The following is a 21524-nucleotide window of genomic DNA, read 5'->3' on the forward strand; positions in this document are numbered from 1 at the left end:
CCCCCGGGATCCCGAAGCCAGTCGCGCGGTCCAGGACTCACGACGAGCCCGGGCGCCCGACGGGTCCGCACGGGGTCGGCCGGGCTCGGATCAGGGCGGCTCGACCGACCGGCCTCGAGCGACGGACCCGAGTCAGGACACTCCGGCCGACCGACCGCCGAGGCCTCTCAGGAATAGGTCATCGGGCAGCCGTGCCGCAGGGAGTACTGCGCGGCGCGCAGGTAGAGCGCCACGTAGAAGGCCGCGTCGCGGTCCTTGACCCACGGCCCCGGCCGCACGCGGGCGGTCTGCTCGGCCGCGCCCTCCAGGAACCACAGGCTGAGCGTGAGGTTCTCGCCCACCGGTATCGAGTCCGTGGGCAGCCCGACAGCCTCGGCCAGCCGCTCGGCCAGGGCAAGCACCTGGGGAGCCCCGGAGACCGTCGTCTCGTCGCCGGAGTACGCGGTACCGACGGGGAGCAGGATCTGCTCCTCCAGAGCGAACGGCACCAGCACGCTCCAATCGAGAAGGACGGACAGCTCGGTATCGGTCAGGAGCGAACGGCACAACTGCTCGAAGCCGTCCATGGACGGGCTGACCTTCTCCTCGAACCACCCCTGTGCCTTCTGGGCGGCCTTGGGCAGCGCATACGGGGGCAGCCCGCGCCTCTCCAGCTCGACGCTCAGCGCCGTCGCGACATCTCCGTAGCCGTCCTCGCCGGGCCGCGACCAGTCCTGCGCGGCGACACTCACCAGATAGAGACCCATGATCGCCAACGTACCGGCCACCACTGACAACGGGCCACGGTCCCTCGAAACAGTCCCCAAACCATGCGCGGTGGCCGGCGGTGGCCAGGACTCGGCAAGTCTGGTAACGACTGTTACCATGCATCGTATGGCGAAGACACAGCTGGGTGCCCGGGTGGATGAGGACGTCGCGGAGCTCGCGAGGAAGCGTGCTGCCGATCTCGGGCTGAGCGTGGGGGACTACCTCGCCCGGCTGGTGCAGGACGACGCCAGTGGCCTCCGTGCCCGGGCGGTGGACGCGGCAGCCCGGTTCCTGGCCGAGCACCAGGGCGTCTTCGACGAGGCCGAGCGGGACCAGCAGACGCTTCGGGGGACGCGCGCCGCATGATGGAGCTGCACATCGACGTGCCCTGGATTCTGCAGGTCGCCGAGGCGGCGGGAGCGGATGACCCGGCCCCTGACGACTACGGCGTCCCGGTGTCCGCCGTCGCCCGTCACCGTGCCGAACTCTTCGAGCAGCCCGTCTACGACGGTGCCTATGCGAAGGCCGCGGCTCTGGTGCACACGCTGGGCCGGTGCCGGTGGCTGGAGCGCTCCAACCTGGCCGTGGCTGCCGCAACGGGCGTGATGTACCTCGACGCCGCCGGCATCTCCGTCAAGCCCACACGGGCGGACGCCATCGCGCTCAAGGACCTGCTCCTCGATCCCACCTGCACCTGCGGACGAATCGCCGCCCTCCTGCGCACCTGGCCCACCGCCACCTGAGAAGCACAGCTGCGCCGCTCGCACGTTCCGTATGCCGACGGGTCCCGGCCGCCGTCCTGCGTAGGCGATGACGTGATTCCACTGACGCAAGTGGTCGCTGTGGTGACCCACACTGGTAGCCGTCCGTGTCCCGTACCCGTCAACGATCGGCAGCAGCTTCCGTGAGCACCGAGAATTCCAGGTCGCAGTCCCCGTACAGATGGGAGTCCGTGAGGGTCGGTTCCCTCGGCGGAGGGCTGCTCGTCTGCGACATCGGGGCCTTCTCCGAGTGGGGCGGTGCCGTGTACGACCGCGACTTCGAGCTGGATCCCGCCTGTGACCATGCCCGCGCCTGGTCGGCACTGCACCCGGACGACGATGACCTCGAAGCTGCGTCGGTGCGCTTCGGCAGCGATCAGGAGCATGCCGGTCTCGTCTGGGACACGGACGGCGACGGCACCGCGGAGATCGCGTTCGGCCGGAGCTCGCAGGCCCCTGCTGGTGACGACGACAGCTTTCTGATCGTGCGTTCGTGGATCCCCACGAACAGGACGGACGCGCCGCGTCGGTACGCCGCTCGGGCGGTGGGCGAGGAGCAGGACGCGGGGCGGCTGACGCTTCGCAGCGGCCGGGCCGTCGTCGTCGGGACGGCGGTGAACGCGGACGGGACCGGCTCGTACGCGACACCGCAGGAAAGGGAAGCCTCGATCCAGGCCCTGGCTCGGCTCCATCCACCGGTCCAGCTCAACCTCGACGACCAGCGGAGCCTCGGCACGGTGCTGTGGGTCAAGCCCGGCACGTATCGCGTCACCTGCGGATGGCACGACGGAACGCGGGGCCGGTACATGTCCGAGGAAGAGATCAACGGGCCTGCGCGGACCTACGCGGACGACGACTGGAGCTGCCGCTGGGTCCGCTTCACTTGGTCCGGTGAGTCCACAGCCGTGACGTAGAGGGAGCAACGGTGGGACGTCCGTCCCCCACCCCCTCGCCCGGCCTGGGCCACCGTCTTCTCCGTGAGACCCGTCGGTCTGCTCCCTGCGCGGGCCGGGAGGGCTCTCCCACGTGAACGACGCCCCGACGCGCCTGGCTCGGTAGAGGAAAGAACCATGGGCGGGTGGATGATCATGTGCTGCTACGGTCAGGCGCTATGAGCTGGCTTCCCGATGATTTCGTTCATCCCCTTGTCGTACCGCTGCCTGGGGGTGGGCATCACCTGCGGCCGATCCGGGAGGCGGACGCCCCGCTCGACCATCCGGCCGTGATGGGTTCGCGGGAGCGGCTGTGGACGATCTTCGGTCCGGCCTGGGGCTGGCCCGCGGCCACCATGACCTACGAGGCCGACCAGGCCGATCTGCTGCGGCACGAGAAGGAGATCGCCGCACACCAGTCCTTCAACTACGGGCTGTTCGACGCGGCGGAGACGGCTCTGCTCGGCTGTGTGTACGTCGACCCTCCTGAGAAGGCCGGCGCGGACGGTGAGATCGCCTGGTGGGTGGTCGACGAACTGGTGGGAAGCGAGGTCGAGCAGGCCTTCGACGCCCTGGTGCCGCAGTGGATCGCCGCCGACTGGCCGTTCGAGCAGCCGCGCTTCCTCGGCCGGGAGATCTCCTGGCCGGACTGGCTCGCCCTGCCGGAGCACCCCGGCGCGTGACTGCCCGTCGCTCGTGCTGATCGCGAACGCTGTCGCTCGTCCCGGCCGAGTGAAGAGCACGAGGCCAGGGTGGGCGGTGGGCCTGTGACCGGGAAGTCTCCCTGGGGCGGCCGGAGCTGCCCGTGACCGGGAAGTTCCCCCGGGGCGGCCGCAGCTGCTCATGACCAGGCCCGTAGCCTGGCCGGATGCCTGACGACATCCTTGCCCTGTGGCCCCTCGCCCCCGGCTCCGAGACGGACTGGCTCGCCGAGCTCTCCCAGGACGACGGCCTCACCGGCTACGAGGTGCCCGGGCGACCTGATGCTGCCTGGGTGCTCGGTGGCCTGTACGAGCGCGGAGCAACCGCAGAGGATTCCGTCAACGACGGCCAGAGCCGCGACGAGCACCCTGGCCCCGGTTGGCAGCGGCTGCGCTGGGCCGACCTGGCCGCGCGGATCGGTGATCCGGTCGTACCGGAGGGCAAGTACCCCGGACCCGGCTGCTTGCCCTCCGCGAGAGAGCCAGTCGTCCGGTCCGGCTCCATCGAGTGGCCCGCCGAGGGCAGTCTCGACAGGCCGACATGGGACCAGCTGATCCGCTTCCTCACCGAGCACAGCCCCCAGGGAGCGGACACACCCTGCTTCGCGTACTACAACCCGATCACCGTGCGGAACTTCGAGCTCTCGCATGTCCGCTCCGGCCGGCTGGGGGACGCCCAGGCCCTCTTCGACAACCCGGACATCCTGTACACCCCCTCCAACCTGTGGGCCGAGGATCGCTCCTGGGTCGTGTACACCGACTTCGACCTCTGGGGCACCAAGGTCAGCGGCCCCCGCCCGCTCGTCGAGGCGCTGCTCGCGGACCCTGAGATCGAAGCCGTCCGCCTGCCCTGGGCCGGCTAGCGCTGCGACCGGGAACGTCCGCTTGGTCGTCCCTGCGGTGTGGCGAGCATGCTCCGCATCGCGGCGTACGCGTCGGGGTGCGCCAGCGGCCGCGCGAGTTCGACGACTTCGGCGAGCTCCTGGCGGGCCGGGGCGCGCATCTCCGGTGGCAGCGCCTCGATCCGCCGAAGCGCGCGGCCCGTGGCGTCGGCGAACACCCGGGACCTCCGCTCGGGCCAGGGGGCGTTGCGTTCCCGCTCCACTGCGCCCGGGGTGTCGGGTGCGTCGAGCCGGCGGTCGGAGGAGTCCAGGTGCGTGCGGTGGACGACGCTCGCGTCGCGGCGGACGACGAAGACGGCGTGCGCCAGGGGGCCGGTGTCCAGATGGCCGGTCGCGCGCAGCACGCCGTCGTAGCAGGCGTCGTGGATGGCCAGGTCGATCTTCCGCCCCTGACCGAAGGCCTCGACCTGCCGGAGGTAGCGGTCCAAGGCGCCGAGTCGGCTCTCGGACGCGTGGACGGCGACCACCGGGATCTCGATCCGGTAGCCCGCCGCCCGCAGCCGCGCGGCGGGCTCCTCGAAGTCGCGCGGGTCGCGCATCGCCGACTCCATGACGAGGTCGAAGCCCTGCTCGAGGGCGTACGCCTCGGACTTCTCCAGCCACTTGTGGCCGTCGATGCTCGTGTACGCGCCGGCGGTCGTGTCGTCGGCCGCCATCAGCTCGTCGAACATCGGGTGGTGCGGCTTGCAGGTGTCGAGGTTGAGCGTGACCGACTCGCCGCGCACCGCCAGGGCGGTGGTCACCAGCGCGGCGATCGCGGTCTTGCCCGCCCCGGTCTGCCCGGACACGATCACGGCGATCGGCTGCTCCTGCGGGGTCCCGGCCAGCTGCTGCGGCACGATCCGCTCGCGGAAGATCCGCTCGTTCTCCGCCTCGGACAGGACGTAGCGGCTCCGGTCGACCTCCGTCACCGCTCGCTCCTCAGCCGCGCCAGCGTGCAGGCGGACTCGGCGGTGACCGCGGCCACCGCGTCCTGGTCCGGCGGCGTGAGGCTCTTGCGCCGCGCGGCCCACGCGCCCTGCTCGGCGACCAGCTCACCGGCCCGCGCGGAGTCCCCCGCCTTCTCGGCGCGGGCGATCAGCCGGGAGTAGGCCCCCACCACGTGGCTGATCCCTTCGAGGGCCACCTCGTACGCGGTGCCCTCCTCGGCCGACCAGGAGGCCGCCCCCATCCCGGCCAGTAGGGCGTTCTGCTCCGTCATGGTGCTCCCCTGTCCCAGTCGTCACCCGCGGACCGTGGCGATCGCCCACCTGGCGGCACGCGAGACGGCGCCCACCTGGAGGGTCTCGACCGTCTCGTCCTTCATGATCGCCTCTTCGTCACCTGATACGGATGTACGTGCGGGAAAGCCGCCCTAGCCCCTGCGGAGGCGCTGCCAGAAGCCGGAGCGCTTCTCCCGGGACGGGGCAGTCCTGGCGGGGTGCACCTCCAGCGACCAGTCACCCTCCCCCCGGACGACCGCGACCAGCAGTGGCCCCTCCGGCAGGACACGCGCGTCCTTCAGGTTCCGGCCGTACTCGCTCGCCAGCACGTCCGGGTATGGGGCCGGGCTGTTGGGGCGCCGAGGCTTGTGCCCTTCGACGCGCAACGACGTGGTCGACTGCGCCGGACGGAGGTGGGAGACCAGCTCGCCGACGGGACCGGCGTGCAGCAGGACGTCGGAGCCACGGCCGCTGGCCCCCTCGCCGAGCGGGCGCGCCGCACTGACGGGGCGGATCACGATCGTCCACGCGTCATGGGAGTCGCAGTCGACGCGGAACCGCAGCGGATAGAGGTTGTCGCACCACATCGCCCGCCGCTCGAACCGGCGGGAGGTGTACGAGTCGCCCAGGTCGACGGCTTCTCTGCCGTCCCAGTCGATGGAGTCCAGGTCGAAGGAGCCGGTGCCGGTCCGGGCGAAGTCGACCAGGACGTAGCCGGGCGGCGGGGTCGCGGCCATGGCGAACCGGGCGCGGCCCCTTCCGCTGTACACGATGTCGTCGAACTCCCCGCCGAGCATCCCTGCGGCGGCGAGCACCTCGGGAGACGGAGGTGCGGAGGCGACCACCGGGATCACCCCAGGCCCCGGGAACGGAGCCACGGGCGAGGCGTCGTGCTCCCCGCCCGCGCCGTGCGGGTCCCGGGCGGGAGCGTGGGCGCCCGACCCGGAGGTCTTGCCGACGGCGTCCCGGGGAAGCTCCAGTGGCGCCGTCCCGACAGGGGCCGCCGACTTGCCCACCGCCGGGTGCGGAAGTTCCACAGGACCCGACGCTGTGGGTCCCGACACCGAGATCCCGAAGTCCTTCGCCAGCGCGTCGAGCCCCGCTTCGAACGCCGCGCCCCCCGCAAGGAACCTCCAACCGCCGTCCCACCGCTCGTACTCACCGAGGACCAAGACCGTCTCGCCGTCGGCGTCGGCGATCTCGTACTGAGCCAGTGGCTCCCCGGTCGTCACGCTCAGCGTGCGCAGGGTGAGGCCTTGGACCTGACCGAACGTCCGGCCCTGGGCCACGGCGACGATCACGACGCGTCCGACGTGCGCCGGGACGTGTCCGGGATCGAGCTCCAGGCAGTCCGTGGCACACCCGTCCGCGACTCCGCCGGGTGCGAAGGGCACCTGCCCGACCACCTCACCGGAGGCGTCGAGGAACACGGCGCGGGCCGTCACCGCCTCCTCGGGCAGGCCGGGACCGACCGTCCTCCGGGCGACTTCGACCCGCCACGCCTGCCCGGGGACCGGCAGGTTCTCCCCCTTGACCATCCGTGTCACCACGTCATGCTGGCACGTTCCTCCGGGAAAGGTCCACGGAAGGGTACGGAAGGCCTACGCAAGGTCAAGGAAGGTCCATCGCGGGGACGAGCCCCGTCCCGCGGCGCGAGGAACTCAGCCCTCGGGGACGGGCGTGCCCTGGTGGTAGTACAGCCGCCATCCGGTCTTCCCCTCGCCGCGCCGCCACAGGGAGCTGCGGCGCGCCCGGCGGCCGGCGATGACGCTCTCGTACGTCAGGTGTACCAGGTCGGGGGCGAGGAGCACTCCGCGCAGGCCGGAGACCTCGATGCGCGGGCCGTCGGCGCCTCCGTGCAGGGTGGGCAGGGCCGCGACCATGTCCGCGTACGTCCAGCGTCGCCCGGAAGCACCGACCTCGACGAACTCGGGGTCGAGCAGCCGGACGCCGTCCGCCGAGTCCCGCACGGCGGGGTCGTGGAGGCGCAGTTCACCGTCCGTCGCCGCGGCGACGGCCTCCTGCTCGTCGGGGTGCGCAGTCGTGTCGATCATGGACGCATCCTCCCGTTCCCGGAGGGCGCACTGTCAAGTCCGGCGCCGGGGAGCGCTCCAGCCCACGCGAGCGGAGTCCCTACAGTTCGCGCTCCGCGAGGGAGGCCGCGCGCTGGTCCTCGAAGTTCTGGAGGTACGCGGCGAAGACGGCCGGGTCCTCGTACTTGAGGAGCGCTTCGTCGTTGTACCGGAGGGCGTTCTCCGTGTACGTGTGGCTGCCGGTGAAGACGATCTTCTTGTCGGGTCCGTTGTAGTACGTGCCCTCGATCAGCAGGTACTTGGTGTGGGTGTCGGTGCCGTCACGCTCGTCGTTCCCGAGGTCGTGGAGGATGATGCGGCCCTTCCCCGTGGTCGGCCTGGTGAGCCAGGGGGACACCTGCGAGTACGGGTTCCCCGCCGTGTCCCAGTTCTCCAGCGAGCGGTACACGACCTCGATGTGGCAGCCGGCCTGGGCGAGCTCCCACAGCTGCTTGGCCACCTCGGGTCGGGTGGTGTGTCCCTGCGCGATGCGGATCTTCGTCCGGCCGTCCTTGGTGCCCACGGATGTGTTGCCCGCGCACGGGGTCTGCGTGCCGGCGGGGATCACCGTCTTGAGGACGTTGACGATCGTGTCGTCACCCGACTTCGGGAAGAAGTAGACCTTGGCCTTGCCCGCCGCGGTGTCGGTGGCGTAGTTGCTGGTCTGCGGTCCGCCCGCCGCGGCCGCCGCCTGGGCCTCGAAGTACGTCTGGTACGCGCCGAACAGGGCGCTGTTGCCGACGACCGTCAGGGCGTCGTTCCACCACCTCGTGTAGTCGGCCTCGGTGAGGTTGCCGGACGACTGCACCACCACGTTGTCGACGTACTCGTCCCCGTTCCCCTTGGTACGGGAGAACAGGAAGAACTTCTGGTGGTTGACGTTGTCGCGCGGAGCGGTGGCGTCCTTCGCGAGGCAGGCGTCGTGGACGACGGTGGCGTCGGGCTGAACGGTCGTCCGGCAGGCACGGAACCAGGAGTTCGGGGCACCGGGCTTCACGAGTTCGGTCTTGAGGCCGGCCACCGCGGAGTAGCGGTCGTCGCCGGCGATCACCTGGACGTTGACGCCCCTCTTGTGGGCCGCGACCAACGCCTTGGTCACGTCCCCGTCCCAGTCGAGGTAGACGGAGATCTGGATGGAGGAACCCTCCGCCGCACCGTTGACGAGGTCCAGCAGATGCCGCTTGATGCGGGTCTCGGCGAGCCGTACGGGGTCGTTGGGGGTGTCCTGAGGAGTTCCGGCGGCGACTCCCGTCGGGTTGTTGAATATCGCGCCGGTGATGACGGTCGGCACCCCCACCGGAGCGGCCGACGCCGCCGGGGCGACGGTCAGGGCCGCGCCAACGGACAGCGCCGCCAGGGTTGTTCCGAACTTGCTCTTGATGATCTTCACGGGACGTATTGTCACCCACGCGGAGCCGGAGAATCCCGTGCGCCCTCATGCGCCTGCGGTGCGCGAAGCATCGCTAACCTTGAGCCGTGGACCTCTACTTCGATCCTGTGCCTCTGCTCCGTGACGCGCACGGCGCGTTTCAGGGACGGTGGTCGGATCGGAAGTGGCTCAACGTCCCGGGGCCGTTCTACGGGGCCGATACCGACAACTGCGGCACCGGCCGCATCCATGCCCCCGGGCTCGTCCTCTACGAGGCCGACCACTTCACCGAGTACGTGTACCGGCAGCCCCGGACCCGCGAGGAACTGCGGCATCTGGTCGACGCGGCGGAAGCCGAGGCGTTCTCCGGCTACGGCTGTGACGGTGACACGCACTGGACCTCGGAAACGGTGCGGGAATGGTGGCGTGACCGAGGGCGCGTCCAGGAGTACCTGGCGAACCGGCTGGCCGACTGGGAGGCCGACGACGCGAAGGCCGGGCAAGGAGTGGCGGCCGCGGCCGTGGCGTACGCCGGCTACATCGACGGGGAGTTGGCCGCCCACCTGCGCGCCTATCTGTTCTGGCTCGAGGAGCGCCGTCCTCCAGCGGGCGAGGACCGACTGCCGCGGCTCTGACGGTGGTGCCGGAGCGCACGTCCTGCGCCGGGGCCGTGGCCCCGGCTCCTCCGGCCCGTCAGAAGACGCGGTCGGCCGTCGTGACGACCGCGCATCGGCCCGCCGCCCATTCCAGGGCCGTCCGGTGCTCCCGCTCCGAGAAGTCGGCGGTGGCGTCCGCGACGACGAAGGCCTGGATGTCGCTCATCCAGGCGTCGCACGCCGTCATCAGCACTCCGATGTGCGCGTACACCCCCGTGATCACGATCTGGTCGCGTCCCTGCTCGCGCAGGCGCTCCAGGAGGTCGGTGCGGACGAAGGCGCTGTACTTCCATTTGGTGAGGAGGACATCGCCCGGCTCGGGTGCCGCCGCGTCCGCGATGGCCGCGGCGTGCGGGTCGTCCGGGATGCCGGGACCCCAGAAGTCCTGCTGGAGACCGCGCTGTTCGGGCGTCTGACCGCCGGGCTGGGCGGTGTAGACGACGGGCACGCCCAGCCGGGCGGCCTCCTTGCGGAGCCGGTCCAGGTTGGCGAACAGCGCGGTCAGCGGCTCCGCCCCGCTGTCGAACGGCGCCAGGAAGTAGTTCTGGAGGTCGTGGACGAGGAGGACGGCACGGTCCGGGTCGACGGTCCAGTCCACCCGGTTGGCCGGCAGGTCGTCGGGGCGGGGCATGGGGTAGGGCGGTACTGCGGGCAGGCTCATGGCGTTCCGATCCGAGGGGTGAGGGTGAGTGGGTGGGCGGGGCGTGGTCCGTGTGAGCGTCAGACTTCGGGGCTCTCGGGGCTCTCGGGGCTCTCCGATTTCTCCGGCCCGAGGATCCTGAGGTCCTTCTTGGAGATCTTCCCCACGCCCGTCGTCGGGAAGGCGTCGACGAACGCGATCCGGTCGGGCACCTTGTAGCCGGCCAGCCCGCGCTCCCGGACGAACCGCCGCAGGGCCGCCGCCGTGACCGCCTCCGTCCCGCCCCGCCGGATCACGTACGCGCAGCTCCGCTCCCCGAGGTACGGATCGGGCTCGGCCACCACGTTGGCGTCGTGCACCGACGGGTGCGCCAGGAGATGGTTCTCGACCTCCTCGGCCGCGATCTTCTCGCCGCCCCGGTTGATCTGGTCCTTGGCGCGGCCCTCGACGACCAGATGACCGCTCGGGGTCAGACGCACCAGGTCGCCGGTGCGGTAGAAGCCGTCCTCGGTGAACGCGCGGGCGTTGTGGTCCGGGGCGTTCCAGTAGCCACGGATCGTGTACGGGCCCCGCGTGAGCAGGTGGCCCGTCGTGCCGACCGGCAGGTCCTCGTCCTCGTCGTCCACGACCCTGATCTCGTCGTCCGGGGAGATCGGCCGGCCCTGGGTGGTGGCGACCGTCTCCGGGTCGTCGTCGAGCCGCGTGTAGCAGACCAGCCCCTCGGCCATCCCGAAGACCTGTTGCAGGGTGCAGCCCAGAGCGGGTCGCACCCGGCGCGCCGCCTCCTCGGCGAGCTTCGCGCCGCCCACCAGGAGCACGTCCAGGCTGGAGAGGTCGTACGCGGTGACGGTGGCGGCGTCGGTCCAGACGAGGGCGAGCGGCGGCACGAGGCCGGTGATCGTCACCCGCTCGTCCTGGATCAGCGGGAAGGCCGTGTCGGGCGCGGGGCGCGGGCACATGACGACCCGTCCGCCCGCGTACAGCGTTCCCAGCGAACCGGGCGAGGAGAGCGGGAAGTTGTGCGCTGCGGGCAGCACGCACAGGTACACGCTGTCCTCGTCGAGCGCGCAGATCTCCGCCGAGCCGCGCAGCGAGTAGATGTAGTCGTCGTGCGTGCGGGGGATGAGCTTGGGCACGCCGGTGCTGCCGCCGGAGAGCTGGAGGAAGGCAGTGGACGACGGATCGGGGTCCGGCAGATCGACGGGCTCTGCGGGGAGGTCGGCGAGCGCCTCGAAGGGGCCGGCGTCCTCACCCACGACGAACACGTGCCGCAGCTCGGGGGAGCGGGCGAGGACCGTGGCCGCCAGCGCGCGGTGGTCGAAGCCGTCGTGACGGTCGGGCACGACATAGGCGGCGGCACCGGTGAAGTCGCAGAAGTACGCGATCTCCGACTCGCGGTGCGCGGGAAGGGCGAAGACGGGGAGCGCGCCGAGGCGGAAGAGCGCGAAGATCACTTCGAGGAACTCCGCGACGTTGGGCAGCTGGACGACGACCTTGTCGCCGGCGCCGATCCCTCGGGCGGAGAGACCCGCCGCGAGACGGTCGGCGCGCACGTCGAGGTCGGCGTAGGTCCAGGCCCGCCGCGTGCCGCCGGGGCCGGCGTGATCGACGACGGCGACGCGGTCGGGGTGTGCCGCGGCCCGTGTGCGGAGCAGGGTGCCGAAGGTGATGCCCTCCCACCAGCCGGCGTTCCGGTACCGCTCGGCGAAGTCGGCCGGCCAGGCGGGAGCGGTACCCGACGCCTCAGCGGGCCGTGGCGACAGGGGGAATCCGGGCAGGGCCTCCCGCTCGGGCGAGGGCGAGACCACCGGTTCCGCAGCGGACCCGACCACCGCCACCGGCTCCGGCGCGGACCCGACCACCGCCACCGGCTCCGGCGCGGACCCGACCACCGCCACCGGCTCCGGCGCGGAACCGACCACCGCCACCGGCTCCGGCGCGGACCCGACCACCGCCACCGGCTCCGGCGCGGAACCGACCACCGCCACCGGCTCCGGCGCGGGACGGGACGTCGCCGGACGCGACAGCGCGCTCACAGGTCGGCTCCCACCGCGTGGAGGAAGGTGCGGAACTTGGCGCCGGTCTCGGCGGTCTCGTCCGCCGGTACGGACGCGGCGACGACGCCCGCTCCCGCGTAGAGGCGCAGGGTGCGGGAGTCGGCTTCGGCGCAGCGGATGGTGACGACCCATTCGCCGTTGCCGTCCGCGTCCCCCCAGCCGACCATGCCGGTGAAGAAGCCGCGGTCGAAGGGCTCGGTCTCCCGGATGACCTCGCGGGCCAGCGCGGTCGGCGTGCCGCAGACCGCCGGGGTCGGATGCAGGGAGGAGGCGACCTCCAGGGCCGACACCTCGGGGTGGGCGAGCGTCCCGGTGACCGTGGTGGAGAGGTGCCACATGGTGGCGGTGCGGATCAGCGAGGGGCGGGCCGGGACGTCGAGGGCGGAGCAGTACGGCGCCATGGTCTGGTGCACGGCGTCCACGACGACCGCGTGCTCGTGCAGGTCCTTGGCGGACTCCAGGAGGGTCACCGCTCGGCGCACGTCCTCCGCGAGGTCGTCGCTCCGGGGTATGGATCCGGCCAGCGGGTTGGAGACCAGCCGGTCGCCGTGCCGGGAGACCAGGAGCTCGGGGCTGGCTCCGAGCAGGGTGCGGCCGGCGTGGGTGGGGAGCGCGAAGCTGTAGCCGTGCGGGTCGCGGCGGGCGAGCCTGCGGAGCATCGCGGGGAGGTCCAGTTCGTCGGGTCCCGTGATGTCCAGGGTGCGGGCGAGCACCACCTTGCTGAACTCGCCCTGCCACATGCGGTCGACGGCCTTGGCGACGCCCTCCGCGTAGACGTCCGGCGCCGGGTGGGGCCGGACCGTCCAGGCGCGCGAGCGAGGGGCGTCGGCCGGGAGGGCGACGAGCGGGTCGGAGGCGAGCGCGGGTCTGGTGCGGACCGTCTCGGGGACGACCAGCGCGGCCGGGGCGGTCTGGTCGAAGGGGACGGCGCCCATCACGACGGGCGCGGGGTGACGCGCCGCCCGGGCGTCGGCGAGCGTCGCCGAGACCCGGCGGGCCAGAGGTTCCGGGCCGTGCGGGACCTCGGCCAGGACGCCGTGGGCGAGGAGGGTCCGGGTGGGCGTGGCGAGGAACCGGTCGCCCGCGCGGAAGGCGTCGAGCAGCCCGGTGGCGGCGCCCACGGAGGAGGGCGTGGGCCCGGCGTCGGAGCTCGGGGCGGTGGGTGTGCGGAGGGCGGACGGGGCCGCGGTGAGCTGGGGGACCGTCGACACGAGAGGGCTCCTTGGATGGGTGTGCGGGGGGTGTGCGGCGGGTGCCGGTGGCGACGTCGGGAGGTGTCGCCCGACGTCAGCGCAGGGTGGCGCCGCCGTCGACGTAGAGGTCCTGCATAGTGATGTGGCGCGCCCGGTCGGAGGCGAGGAAGACGACCGCCTCCGCGATGTCCTCCGGCCGGGCGATCCGCCGCAGGGGGATGCCCGTGCGGTGGGTGGTGAGGTCGCCGTCGAGGACACGGCCGGGCACGTCCTCGCCGTCCCACAGCGAGCGCTGCATCGGAGTGTCGGTGGAGCCGGGGCAGACCGCGTTGCAGCGCACGCCCCGGGCGGCCACCTCCAGGCCCAGACACTTGGTGAACGCCACGGCGGCCGCCTTCGACGCCGCGTACACGCTCATGCCCGCGCGGGGGATGCCCGCGGCGTTGGAGGCGACGGTCACGACCGAGCCGGAGCCGCGGGCGGCCATGCCGGCCACGACGGCGCGGGACAGGTGGAACACCCCGGTCGTGTTGACGGCGAAGACGTCCCCCCAGTCGCGGTCGGTCGTCTCGACGGCCGGGCCGGTGCGGAGCACCCCGGCCACGTTCACCAGGACGTCCACGGGGCCGAGTTCGCGGGTGATCCGCGTGACGGTCTCCGTCACGTCGTCCGGCTCGGTGACGTCGAGCGCGTACGGGACGACCGGTCCGGCCGCCGCGTCCGCGCCCGTCTCCTCCGCCAGCCGGGCGACGGTCCGCTTCAGCCCGAGGGCGTCGCGGTCCGTCGCGGCGACGGTGGCCCCCTGGGCGGAGAGGGCGCGGACCACCGCCTCGCCGATGCCCTGGGCCGCGCCGGTGACCAGAGCCACGCGACCGGCGAACTCGCCGCGCGGCGCGGCTCCGTGGTTCTCGTCGGTGTCCATCACATTTCCCCTTGAGTTAGGTAAGCCTATCCTAAGTTTGATTGTCACGGTGTGGCGTGACGGGAGTCCTCGGGACGCGCTTCGGGGATCGCCCGCAGCGCCGCGTCCAGGACCGGCCCGATCTCCGCCAAGGCCTGAGGCGTCATCAGTTCGTCGTGGCCCAGGTCCAGGACGTGCTCGACGAGACCGCCCGACACGTACGCGGGCCACACCGTCGCCGGGGCGTCCTCCGGCGCGGTCGTACGGGAGGCCGTGAAGAACAGCACCTGCCCGTCGAAGCGGCGCGTGCGGCTGCGCGAGAGGAGCCGTACGCAGTGCACGTTGGTGTCCACGATCGACCGCAGCAGGTCCTCGTCGAAGCCGGCGAGCAGCCCCTGACTGTCCCGGATCGCCGCCACGGCCTCCTCCCGGGTGAGCCCCTCGCGCCCGGACGCTTCGGCGCCCGTGCCCGCCACGGCCTCCTCCCGGATCGGCTCCTCGTGCCCGGACGCCTTGGCCCCCGTGCCCGCCGCGGCCCCCTCCTGAGCCGACTCCGACGTCTCGCCGCCGAGCCCCGCCACCGACAGCAGGAAGCCGTTCTCCTCCCGCTCCAGGCGCTCACGCCAGTCCGGCGCCTCCAGGTACGACCAGTCGTCCCGCTCCGGCGGATAGGCGTCGAGCAGCGCGAGGAAGGCGACCTCCTCGCCCCGCTCCTGGAGCATCGAGGCCAGCGTGTGCGCCACCGTCCCGCCGAAGGAGTAGCCCACGAAGTGGTACGGCCCCTCCGGCTGCACCTCCCGGACCGCCGCGAGGTACAGCTCGGCGAGCCCCGACACGTCGGCGACGCCCGGCAGCTCACCCGCGAGCCCCGGCGACTGCACGCCGTACAGCGGCCGGTCCGGGTCGAGGTGGCGCAGCAGGCCCGTGTACTGCCAGCTGAACCCGGAGGCCGGGTGGAAGCAGAACAGCGGTGCCTTCGTGCCCCGTTCGCGCAGCGGCAGCAGCACCCGCAGCGCGTCCCGGCGCGCGTCCGAACCGATCCGGACCGCCACGTCCGCCACCGTCGGCGCCGACATGACCGTCCCCACCTGCACCGCCACGCCCAGCTGTTCGCGGATGCGGCTCACGAGTCCCATCGCGAGCAGCGAATGCCCGCCCAGCTCGAAGAAGTTGTCGTCCACGCCGACCCGCTCCAGTCCGAGCACGTCCGCGAAGATCCCGCAGAGCAGCTCCTCACGGGCGTCCTTCGGCGGCCGGCCGCCGCCGTGGTCCGCGAGATCCGGGGCCGGCAGCGCGGCCCGGTCCACCTTGCCGTTCACGGTCAGCGGCAGGGCGTCCAGTCCGACGAACGCCGACGGCACCATGAACTCCGGCAGCGTCGCCGACAGCTGCGCCCGCAGCCGCGCGGCCTCCGCCTCCGGGTCCGTCGCGGACGCGTCCCCGGCGGGCACGGTGTACGCGACGAGCCTGCGCACGCCGTTCGCCCCGGCGCGCACGTCCACCGCCGCGGCCGCCACCCCCGGATCGGCGGCGAGCGCGGACTCGATCTCGCCCAGCTCGATCCGGAAGCCCCGGATCTTCACCTGGTGGTCGGTGCGGCCCAGGTAGTCGATCTGCCCGTCCTCGCGACGGCGCACCAGGTCGCCCGTGCGGTACATCGGCGTGCCCGGCTCGCCGAACGGGTCGGCCACGAACCGCTCCGCCGTCAGCGCCGCCCGCGCGAAGTAGCCCCGGGCCAGACCGGCGCCCGCGAGGTACAGCTCGCCCGGCACGCCGACCGGCACCGGCCGCAGCGCGCTGTCCAGCACGTACGCCCGGGTGTTGTGGATGGGCCGGCCCACGCAGGACGAGTCGCTGCCGTCCACGTCGGCGCCGAGCGCGTTGATCGTGTACTCGGTGGGCCCGTACAGGTTGTAGCCCATCGTCCCCTCGGTCTCCCGCAGCAGCGTCCACAGGGAGTCCGGTACGGCCTCGCCGCCGAGCAGCACCAGCACCGGACGGTGCCGATCCGCGTCGAGCAGACCCGCCTCCACCAGCTGCTGCCCGTACGACGGGGTGACGTTGACGACGTCGATGCCGACCCGGTCGTAGTGCGCCGTCAGGGCCGCCGGGTCGAGCCGCAGCTCCTCGCCGATGACGTGCACCTCGTGCCCGTCGACCAGCCAGAAGAACTCCTCCCACGACATGTCGAACGCGAACGACACCGTGTGGGCGACCCGCAGACGCCGTCCGCCCGCCAGCTTCACCGCCGGATCGAAGATCCGCTCCCGGTGGTTCAGCAGCATGTTCACCAGACCCGACCCCGGCACCACCACCCCCTTCGGACGGCCCGTCGAGCCCGAGGTGTAGATCAGGTACGCCGGGTGGCGGCCGTCGCGCGGCCCGCTCAGCTCCCCCTCCTCGACCGGACCACCGGACAGCCCCGCCAGCTCGGCGACCGTCGCCGCGTCGTCCAGGGCGAGCGGCGGCACCCCGCCCACGACCGGCACCCGGCCCCGCACCGCGTCCACCGTGACCAGGCACACCGGCAGCGCGTCCTCGACCATCGCGGCCAGCCGCTCCACCGGATGGTCCAGGTCCAGCGGCAGATACGCCGCCCCCGCCTTGAGCACGGCGAACAGCGCCACCACGAAGTCCGCCGAGCGCGGCAGCCCGAGCGCCACCGTCCGCTCCGGACCGGCGCCGCGCGCGATCAGCGCCCGGGCCAGCCGGTTGGCCCGACCGTCCAGCTCCGCGTACGTCAGCCGCTCGTCCTCGAAGACGAGCGCCGTCGCCTCCGGGGTCCGCTCGGCCTGCCGGGCGAACAGCTCCACGAGCGGCACGTCCGGGACCTCGTGCCCCGGGTCGGCGCCGAGCGCCAGCACCGCCGCCCGCTCCCCGTCCTCCAGCGTCCGCAGCCGGCCCACCGGTGTCGCCCCGCCCGCCGCGAACTGCTCCAGGAGCAGCCGCAGCCGCTGAGCGAGGCGCTCGGCGCCCGGCCGGTCGTACAGGTCCGGCCGGTACGCCAGGCTCAGTTCGAGCGAGCGATCCGGCGTCACCGCCAGCGTCAGCGGATAGTGCGTGCCGTCGACGCTGTGCGTCCACCCGACCTGGTGCCGCTCCACCGCCTCCGCGCGCGCCGCGTCGTCCAGCGGCGTGTTCCGGAACACGTACAGCGTGTCGAAGAGCTGCCCGATCCCCGTGGTCTGCTGGATCGGACCGAGCCCCAGGTAGTGGTGCGGCAGCAGCTCCGCGTGCTCGCCCTGGGTCCGCACCAGCAGGTCCCGCAGGGTCTCCGCGGGCCGCGGGGTCACCCGGAACGGCAGCGTGTTCATGAACATGCCGATCATCTGGTCGACCCCGGGCACGTCCGCCGGACGCCCCGAGACCGTCGCCCCGAACACCACGTCGTTCCGCCCGGTCATCCCGGACAGCGACAGCGCCCACGCCGTCGACAGCACCGTGTTCAGGGTGACGCCGCAGCCCCGCGCGAACGAGCGCAGCCGGTCGCTCAGTTCCGCACCCAGCGCGAGATCCACCACCTCGGCGGTCACCGCCTGCCGCGCCGGATCGGCCGGCGCCACCAGCGTCGCCTGGTCGAGCCCGGACAGATGATCGCGCCAGGCGGCCCGCGCCGCCTCCTGGTCGGTGCCCGCCAGCCGGCGCAGATACTCCCGGTAGGGCGTGACGGCGGGCAGCACCTCCTCGCGCCCGCCCGCCCCGTACAGCGCGAACAGCTCCTCGAAGAACAGCGACTCCGACCAGCCGTCCGTCAGGATGTGGTGCTGCGTCACGCACAGCATCCACCGGTCCTCGGCGTACTTCAGCAGCGTCACCCGCATCAGCGGCGGCGCCGACAGGTCGAACCGCGTCGCCGCGTCCACCAGCGAGAACTCCCGCTGCGCCTCGTCCTGCGCCGCCCGGTCGAGACCCGTCAGGTCACGGACCTCCCACGGCAGCTCCCAGGCGGCGGGCACCACCTGCACGGGGCGCGTCAGACCCTGGTGCCAGAACGCCGCGCGCAGGTTCGGATGGCGGCGCAGCATCGCGTCGAACGCGGTGCGCAGCGCCGCCGTGTCCACGGCGTGCCGCAGCTCCACGAAGTTCTGCATCAGGTACACGTCGAGCGCCCGGTCGTCGTACTGCGCGTGGAAGTACAGGCCCTCCTGGAGCGGGGCCAGCGGCAGCACCTCCTCGGCGCCCGGGAAGACCTCCGCCAGGACCGCCCGCCCGGCCTCGTCCAGCTCCACCAGCGGAGCGTCCGCGTCGACCGCCGTCACCGACGCCGCCTTCTCCTCCGGCGACCGGGCCGCCAGCGCCAGCGCCGCGACCGTCCGCCGCTCGAACACGTCGCGCGGCGTCAGGACCAGGCCCTCCTTGCGGGCCCGGGTCACCAGCTGGATGGACACGATGCTGTCGCCGCCCAGCGCGAAGAAGTCGTCGTCCACCCCGACCGACGCCAGCCCCAGCACCTCGGTGAAGACCCGGCACAGGGCCTCCTCACGCTCCCCGGCCGGCGCCCGCGACGCCCCGGAGCCGCCGAACACCGGCGCGGGCAGCGCCGCCCGGTCCAGCTTGCCGTTCACCGTGAACGGCAGCGCCTCCAGCACCACGACCGCCGCCGGGACCATGTGGTCCGGCAGGCGCGCGGCCAGCCCCGCGCGGACCGCCGCCGGGTCGGCCGCGCCCGTCACGTACCCGACGAGCCGCTTCACCCCCGGCGTGTCCTCGCGGACCACCACCGCCGCCGCGCCGACCCCGTCGACCGCCGCGAGCGCGGACTCGACCTCGCCGAGCTCGATCCGGAAGCCCCGGACCTTCACCTGGTCGTCGGCCCGCCCCAGGTACTCCAGCTCCCCGTCCCCGCGCAGCCGCGCCAGATCGCCCGTCCGGTACATCCGCGACCCCGGCGCGCCGTGCGGATCGGCCACGAACCGCTCGGCCGTCAGCGCGAACCGGCCCAGATAGCCGCGCGCGATGCCGTGACCCGCGAGATACAGCTCACCGGTCGCCCCGGCGGGCACCGGCCGCAGCGCCGCGTCGAGCACGTACGCGCGCGTGTTGCCGATCGGCCGGCCCACCACCGGGGTCGCCGCGACCGACAGGTCCGCCGCCAGCGCGTCCACCGTGTACTCGGTCGGGCCGTACAGGTTCACCGACATCACGCCGGTCGCCGCCCGCACCGCCGACCACAGCGCCTCCGGCACCGCCTCGCCGCCGAGGAGCAGCAGCGCCGGACGGTGCGCCGCCGCATCCAGCAGGCCCTGGTCGAGCAGCCCCAGGGCGTAGGTCGGCGTGACGTCCATCGTCTCGATCCGGTGCTCCCGCACGTACGAGACGACGAACTCGGCGTCCCGGCGGCCCACCTCGTCCAGGACGTGCAGCTCGTGCCCGGCGATCAGCCAGAACAGCTGCTCCCAGGAGGTGTCGAAGCTGAACGACGCCGTGTGCAGGGCCCGCAGGCGCCGGCCACCCGTCGCCTCGACGACCGGGCCGAAGACGTCCGCGACGTGGTTCGCGTACAGATTGGACAGACCGCCGTGGGTGAGGACGACGCCCTTGGGCCGCCCGGTCGAACCGGACGTGTAGATGACGTACGCCGGACGCCCGTCCGACACCTCCGGCGCGGCGCACACCGCCGGCGCCGAGGCGAGGGCGGCCACCGTCTCCGGCGCGTCCAGGACGAGCCGCTCCGGGCCGTCGCCGGCCGCCGGCAGCAGCCCCAGGCCACGCGCGGTCGTCACCACGCACACGGGACGCGCGTCGTCGATCATCAGACCCAGCCGCTCCGCCGGATAGTCGAGATCGAGCGGCAGGTACGCCGCGCCGCATCTCAGGACCGCGAGGATCGCCACCACCGTCTCCGCCGAGCGCGGCACGGCCAGCGCCACCACCGACTCGGGACCCGCGCCCCGGCCGGCGAGCAGCGACGCCAGCCGCGCCGACCGCGCGTCGACCTCGGCGAAGGTGAGCGACTCCGCGCCGCACACCACGGCGACCGCGTCGGGCGTACGGGCCGCCCGCTCCGCGAACACGTCCACGACCGTCCCCGCCGGAACGTCCCGCACCGCCCCCGGCCAGCTCCCGCGCACCCGCGCCGCCTCGCCCTCCGGCAGCAGCGGCAGCGCGCCGATCCGCGTGCCGGGCTCCTCCGCGATCCGGTCCAGGACGTGCGCCAGACGGTCCGCGATCAGACCGGCCCGCCGGTCGTCGAACACGTCCGGGCGGTACTCCAGGCGCAACAGCGCCCGCTCGTCCAGGGACACCGCCAGAGTCAGCGGGTAGTGCGTGGCGTCCTCCGCCTCCACACCGGTCACCCGCACCCCGGCGGCGACGGTCTCGCGCGCCGCCGGGTCCACCGGGTAGTTCTCGATGACGACGAGGGTGTCGAACAGTTCGCCCGCGTCGCTCTGCTTCCGGATCAGCCGCAGCCCCAGGTGGTGATGGGCCAGGAGGGCGTTCTGCTCGTCGCGGAAGCGGCGCAGCAGCCCCTCGACGGTCTCCTCGGGACGGACCGAGAGCCGCACCGGCACCGTCGTGATGAACAGGCCGAGCATCGACTCGACGCCGGGTATCTCGTCCGGACGGCCCGACACCGTCAGACCGAAGAGCACGTCACGGCGGCCCGTCAGACCACCGACGAGAAGCCCCCACGCGCACTGGACCAGGGTGCTCGGCGTGGTGCCCAGACGGCGGGCGGCCGTCTTCAGCCGGGCGGTGGCCTCCACCGACAGCTCCAGGCCCCGCACGCCCGGCCGCACCGGGGCGCGCCCCGGATCCGTCTCGGCGACGAGCGTCGCCTCCTCCACCCCGGCGAGCGCGCCGCGCCAGGCGGCCTCGGCGGCCGGGACGTCCTGCTCCTTCAGCCACTTCAGGTAGGCACGGTACGGGCGCACCGGCGGCAGCCCCGAAGGGTCCCCGTCCGCCGCGTACAGGGCGAGCAGATCACCCACCAGCAGCGGCATCGACCAGCCGTCCACCAGGATGTGATGCACCGTGATCACCAGACGGTGCTCCTCCGCACCCGTGCGGGCGAGCACGAGGCGCAGCAGCGGCGGCCGGTGCAGCGCGAAACGACGGGCCAGCTCGGCCCTGCGCAGTGCGGCGAGCCGGTCGTCCACCGACGTGCCCCGCGCGCCCGTCTCCGTCAGGTCGACCCGCTCCAGGGCGAAGGAGACCTCGGCCGGCACGAACTGCACCGGCTGCGGCACCCCCTCGTGCCAGAACCCGGCCCGCAGGTTCGGGTGCCGGCGCAGCAGCGCCGCACCCGCCCGCTCCAGACGGTCGGCGTCGACGGGGCCCGCGAGCCCCACCGACACCTGCACGGTGTACACGTCGGCCGCCCCGTCATCGTAGACGGAGTGGAACAGCATGCCCTGCTGAAGGGGGGACAGCGGCAGCATGTCCTCGAT

17 protein-coding genes are annotated in these 21524 nt (G+C 72.8%); 6 read left to right on the top strand and 11 right to left on the bottom strand.

Translation table 11 applies throughout. From position 1 onward, the window contains the following. Positions 1–167 precede the first annotated feature (167 nt). Positions 168–746: a hypothetical protein gene (locus ACFYXU_RS22925; RefSeq protein WP_389406999.1), complete on the bottom strand. Its 579-nt coding sequence runs from the start codon at positions 744–746 to the stop codon at positions 168–170. 127 nt (positions 747–873) lie between these two features. Between ACFYXU_RS22925 and ACFYXU_RS22930 the strand changes: the two genes are divergently transcribed. The 5 genes from ACFYXU_RS22930 to ACFYXU_RS22950 all read left to right on the top strand — a co-directional run bounded on the left by ACFYXU_RS22930 (position 874) and on the right by ACFYXU_RS22950 (position 4004). Further along, complete coding sequence (locus tag ACFYXU_RS22930; RefSeq protein WP_329857973.1) at positions 874–1113, top strand: hypothetical protein; 240 nt, start codon at positions 874–876, stop codon at positions 1111–1113. After that, positions 1113–1490, top strand: coding sequence for a fic family toxin-antitoxin system, toxin component (locus ACFYXU_RS22935; protein ID WP_329858663.1), 378 nt, complete (start codon positions 1113–1115; stop codon positions 1488–1490). The genes ACFYXU_RS22930 and ACFYXU_RS22935 overlap by 1 nt, the downstream gene beginning before the upstream one ends. Positions 1491–1771: 281 nt before the next feature. Further along, positions 1772–2422, top strand: a complete 651-nt coding sequence (locus ACFYXU_RS22940; protein ID WP_389407000.1) for a hypothetical protein — start codon at positions 1772–1774, stop codon at positions 2420–2422. A gap of 197 nt (positions 2423–2619) precedes the next feature. Further along, entirely contained in the window at positions 2620–3123 is a 504-nt protein-coding gene (locus ACFYXU_RS22945; protein ID WP_376510131.1) for an N-acetyltransferase, read from the top strand. Positions 3124–3308: 185 nt separating this feature from the next. Further along, positions 3309–4004: a hypothetical protein gene (locus ACFYXU_RS22950; protein ID WP_389407001.1), complete on the top strand. Its 696-nt coding sequence runs from the start codon at positions 3309–3311 to the stop codon at positions 4002–4004. Here ACFYXU_RS22950 and ACFYXU_RS22955 read toward each other — a convergent pair. The 5 genes from ACFYXU_RS22955 to ACFYXU_RS22975 all read right to left on the bottom strand — a co-directional run bounded on the left by ACFYXU_RS22955 (position 4001) and on the right by ACFYXU_RS22975 (position 8707). Continuing rightward, positions 4001–4954, bottom strand: coding sequence for a zeta toxin family protein (locus ACFYXU_RS22955; RefSeq protein WP_389407002.1), 954 nt, complete (start codon positions 4952–4954; stop codon positions 4001–4003). The genes ACFYXU_RS22950 and ACFYXU_RS22955 overlap by 4 nt on opposite strands. Continuing rightward, the gene (locus tag ACFYXU_RS22960) at positions 4951–5244 is read right to left on the bottom strand and encodes a hypothetical protein (RefSeq protein WP_389407003.1); all 294 of its coding nucleotides are present in this window, start codon (positions 5242–5244) and stop codon (positions 4951–4953) included. Before ACFYXU_RS22960 ends, ACFYXU_RS22955 begins: the two co-directional genes overlap by 4 nt. Before the next feature lie 153 nt (positions 5245–5397). Next, positions 5398–6783, bottom strand: coding sequence for a TerD family protein (locus ACFYXU_RS22965; protein ID WP_389459686.1), 1386 nt, complete (start codon positions 6781–6783; stop codon positions 5398–5400). 123 nt (positions 6784–6906) lie between these two features. Further along, positions 6907–7299, bottom strand: a complete 393-nt coding sequence (locus tag ACFYXU_RS22970; RefSeq protein ID WP_389407004.1) for a DUF4440 domain-containing protein — start codon at positions 7297–7299, stop codon at positions 6907–6909. A gap of 79 nt (positions 7300–7378) precedes the next feature. Continuing rightward, a complete protein-coding gene (locus ACFYXU_RS22975) occupies positions 7379–8707 on the bottom strand; it encodes a phosphatidylserine/phosphatidylglycerophosphate/cardiolipin synthase family protein (RefSeq protein ID WP_389459585.1) in 1329 nt (442 codons plus the stop codon). An 86-nt stretch (positions 8708–8793) separates the two neighbouring features. Between ACFYXU_RS22975 and ACFYXU_RS22980 the strand changes: the two genes are divergently transcribed. Next, the gene (locus ACFYXU_RS22980; RefSeq protein ID WP_389407006.1) at positions 8794–9321 is read left to right on the top strand and encodes a ferredoxin; all 528 of its coding nucleotides are present in this window, start codon (positions 8794–8796) and stop codon (positions 9319–9321) included. A gap of 58 nt (positions 9322–9379) precedes the next feature. Here ACFYXU_RS22980 and ACFYXU_RS22985 read toward each other — a convergent pair whose 3' ends face one another. The 5 genes from ACFYXU_RS22985 to ACFYXU_RS23005 all read right to left on the bottom strand — a co-directional run bounded on the left by ACFYXU_RS22985 (position 9380) and on the right by ACFYXU_RS23005 (position 21515). Next, on the bottom strand, positions 9380–10003 hold the full coding sequence (locus tag ACFYXU_RS22985) for an isochorismatase family protein (RefSeq protein WP_389407007.1): 624 nt from the start codon (positions 10001–10003) through the stop codon (positions 9380–9382). A gap of 59 nt (positions 10004–10062) precedes the next feature. Beyond that, positions 10063–11745 carry a (2,3-dihydroxybenzoyl)adenylate synthase gene (locus tag ACFYXU_RS22990; RefSeq protein ID WP_389407051.1) on the bottom strand — a complete coding sequence of 561 codons (1683 nt, stop codon included), beginning with the start codon at positions 11743–11745 and terminating at the stop codon, positions 10063–10065. A gap of 269 nt (positions 11746–12014) precedes the next feature. Further along, positions 12015–13160 (bottom strand): isochorismate synthase DhbC, encoded by a 1146-nt coding sequence (gene dhbC, locus ACFYXU_RS22995; protein ID WP_389407052.1) that lies wholly within the window; start codon positions 13158–13160, stop codon positions 12015–12017. Between the two features lie 166 nt (positions 13161–13326). Further along, the gene (locus ACFYXU_RS23000) at positions 13327–14154 is read right to left on the bottom strand and encodes a 2,3-dihydro-2,3-dihydroxybenzoate dehydrogenase (RefSeq protein ID WP_389407008.1); all 828 of its coding nucleotides are present in this window, start codon (positions 14152–14154) and stop codon (positions 13327–13329) included. 44 nt (positions 14155–14198) lie between these two features. Next, positions 14199–21515, bottom strand: coding sequence for an amino acid adenylation domain-containing protein (locus tag ACFYXU_RS23005; protein WP_389407053.1), 7317 nt, complete (start codon positions 21513–21515; stop codon positions 14199–14201). Positions 21516–21524: the final 9 nt, after the last annotated feature.

The sequence above is a fragment of the Streptomyces sp. NPDC002232 genome (assembly GCF_042890295.1).
Lineage (GTDB): Bacteria > Actinomycetota > Actinomycetes > Streptomycetales > Streptomycetaceae > Streptomyces.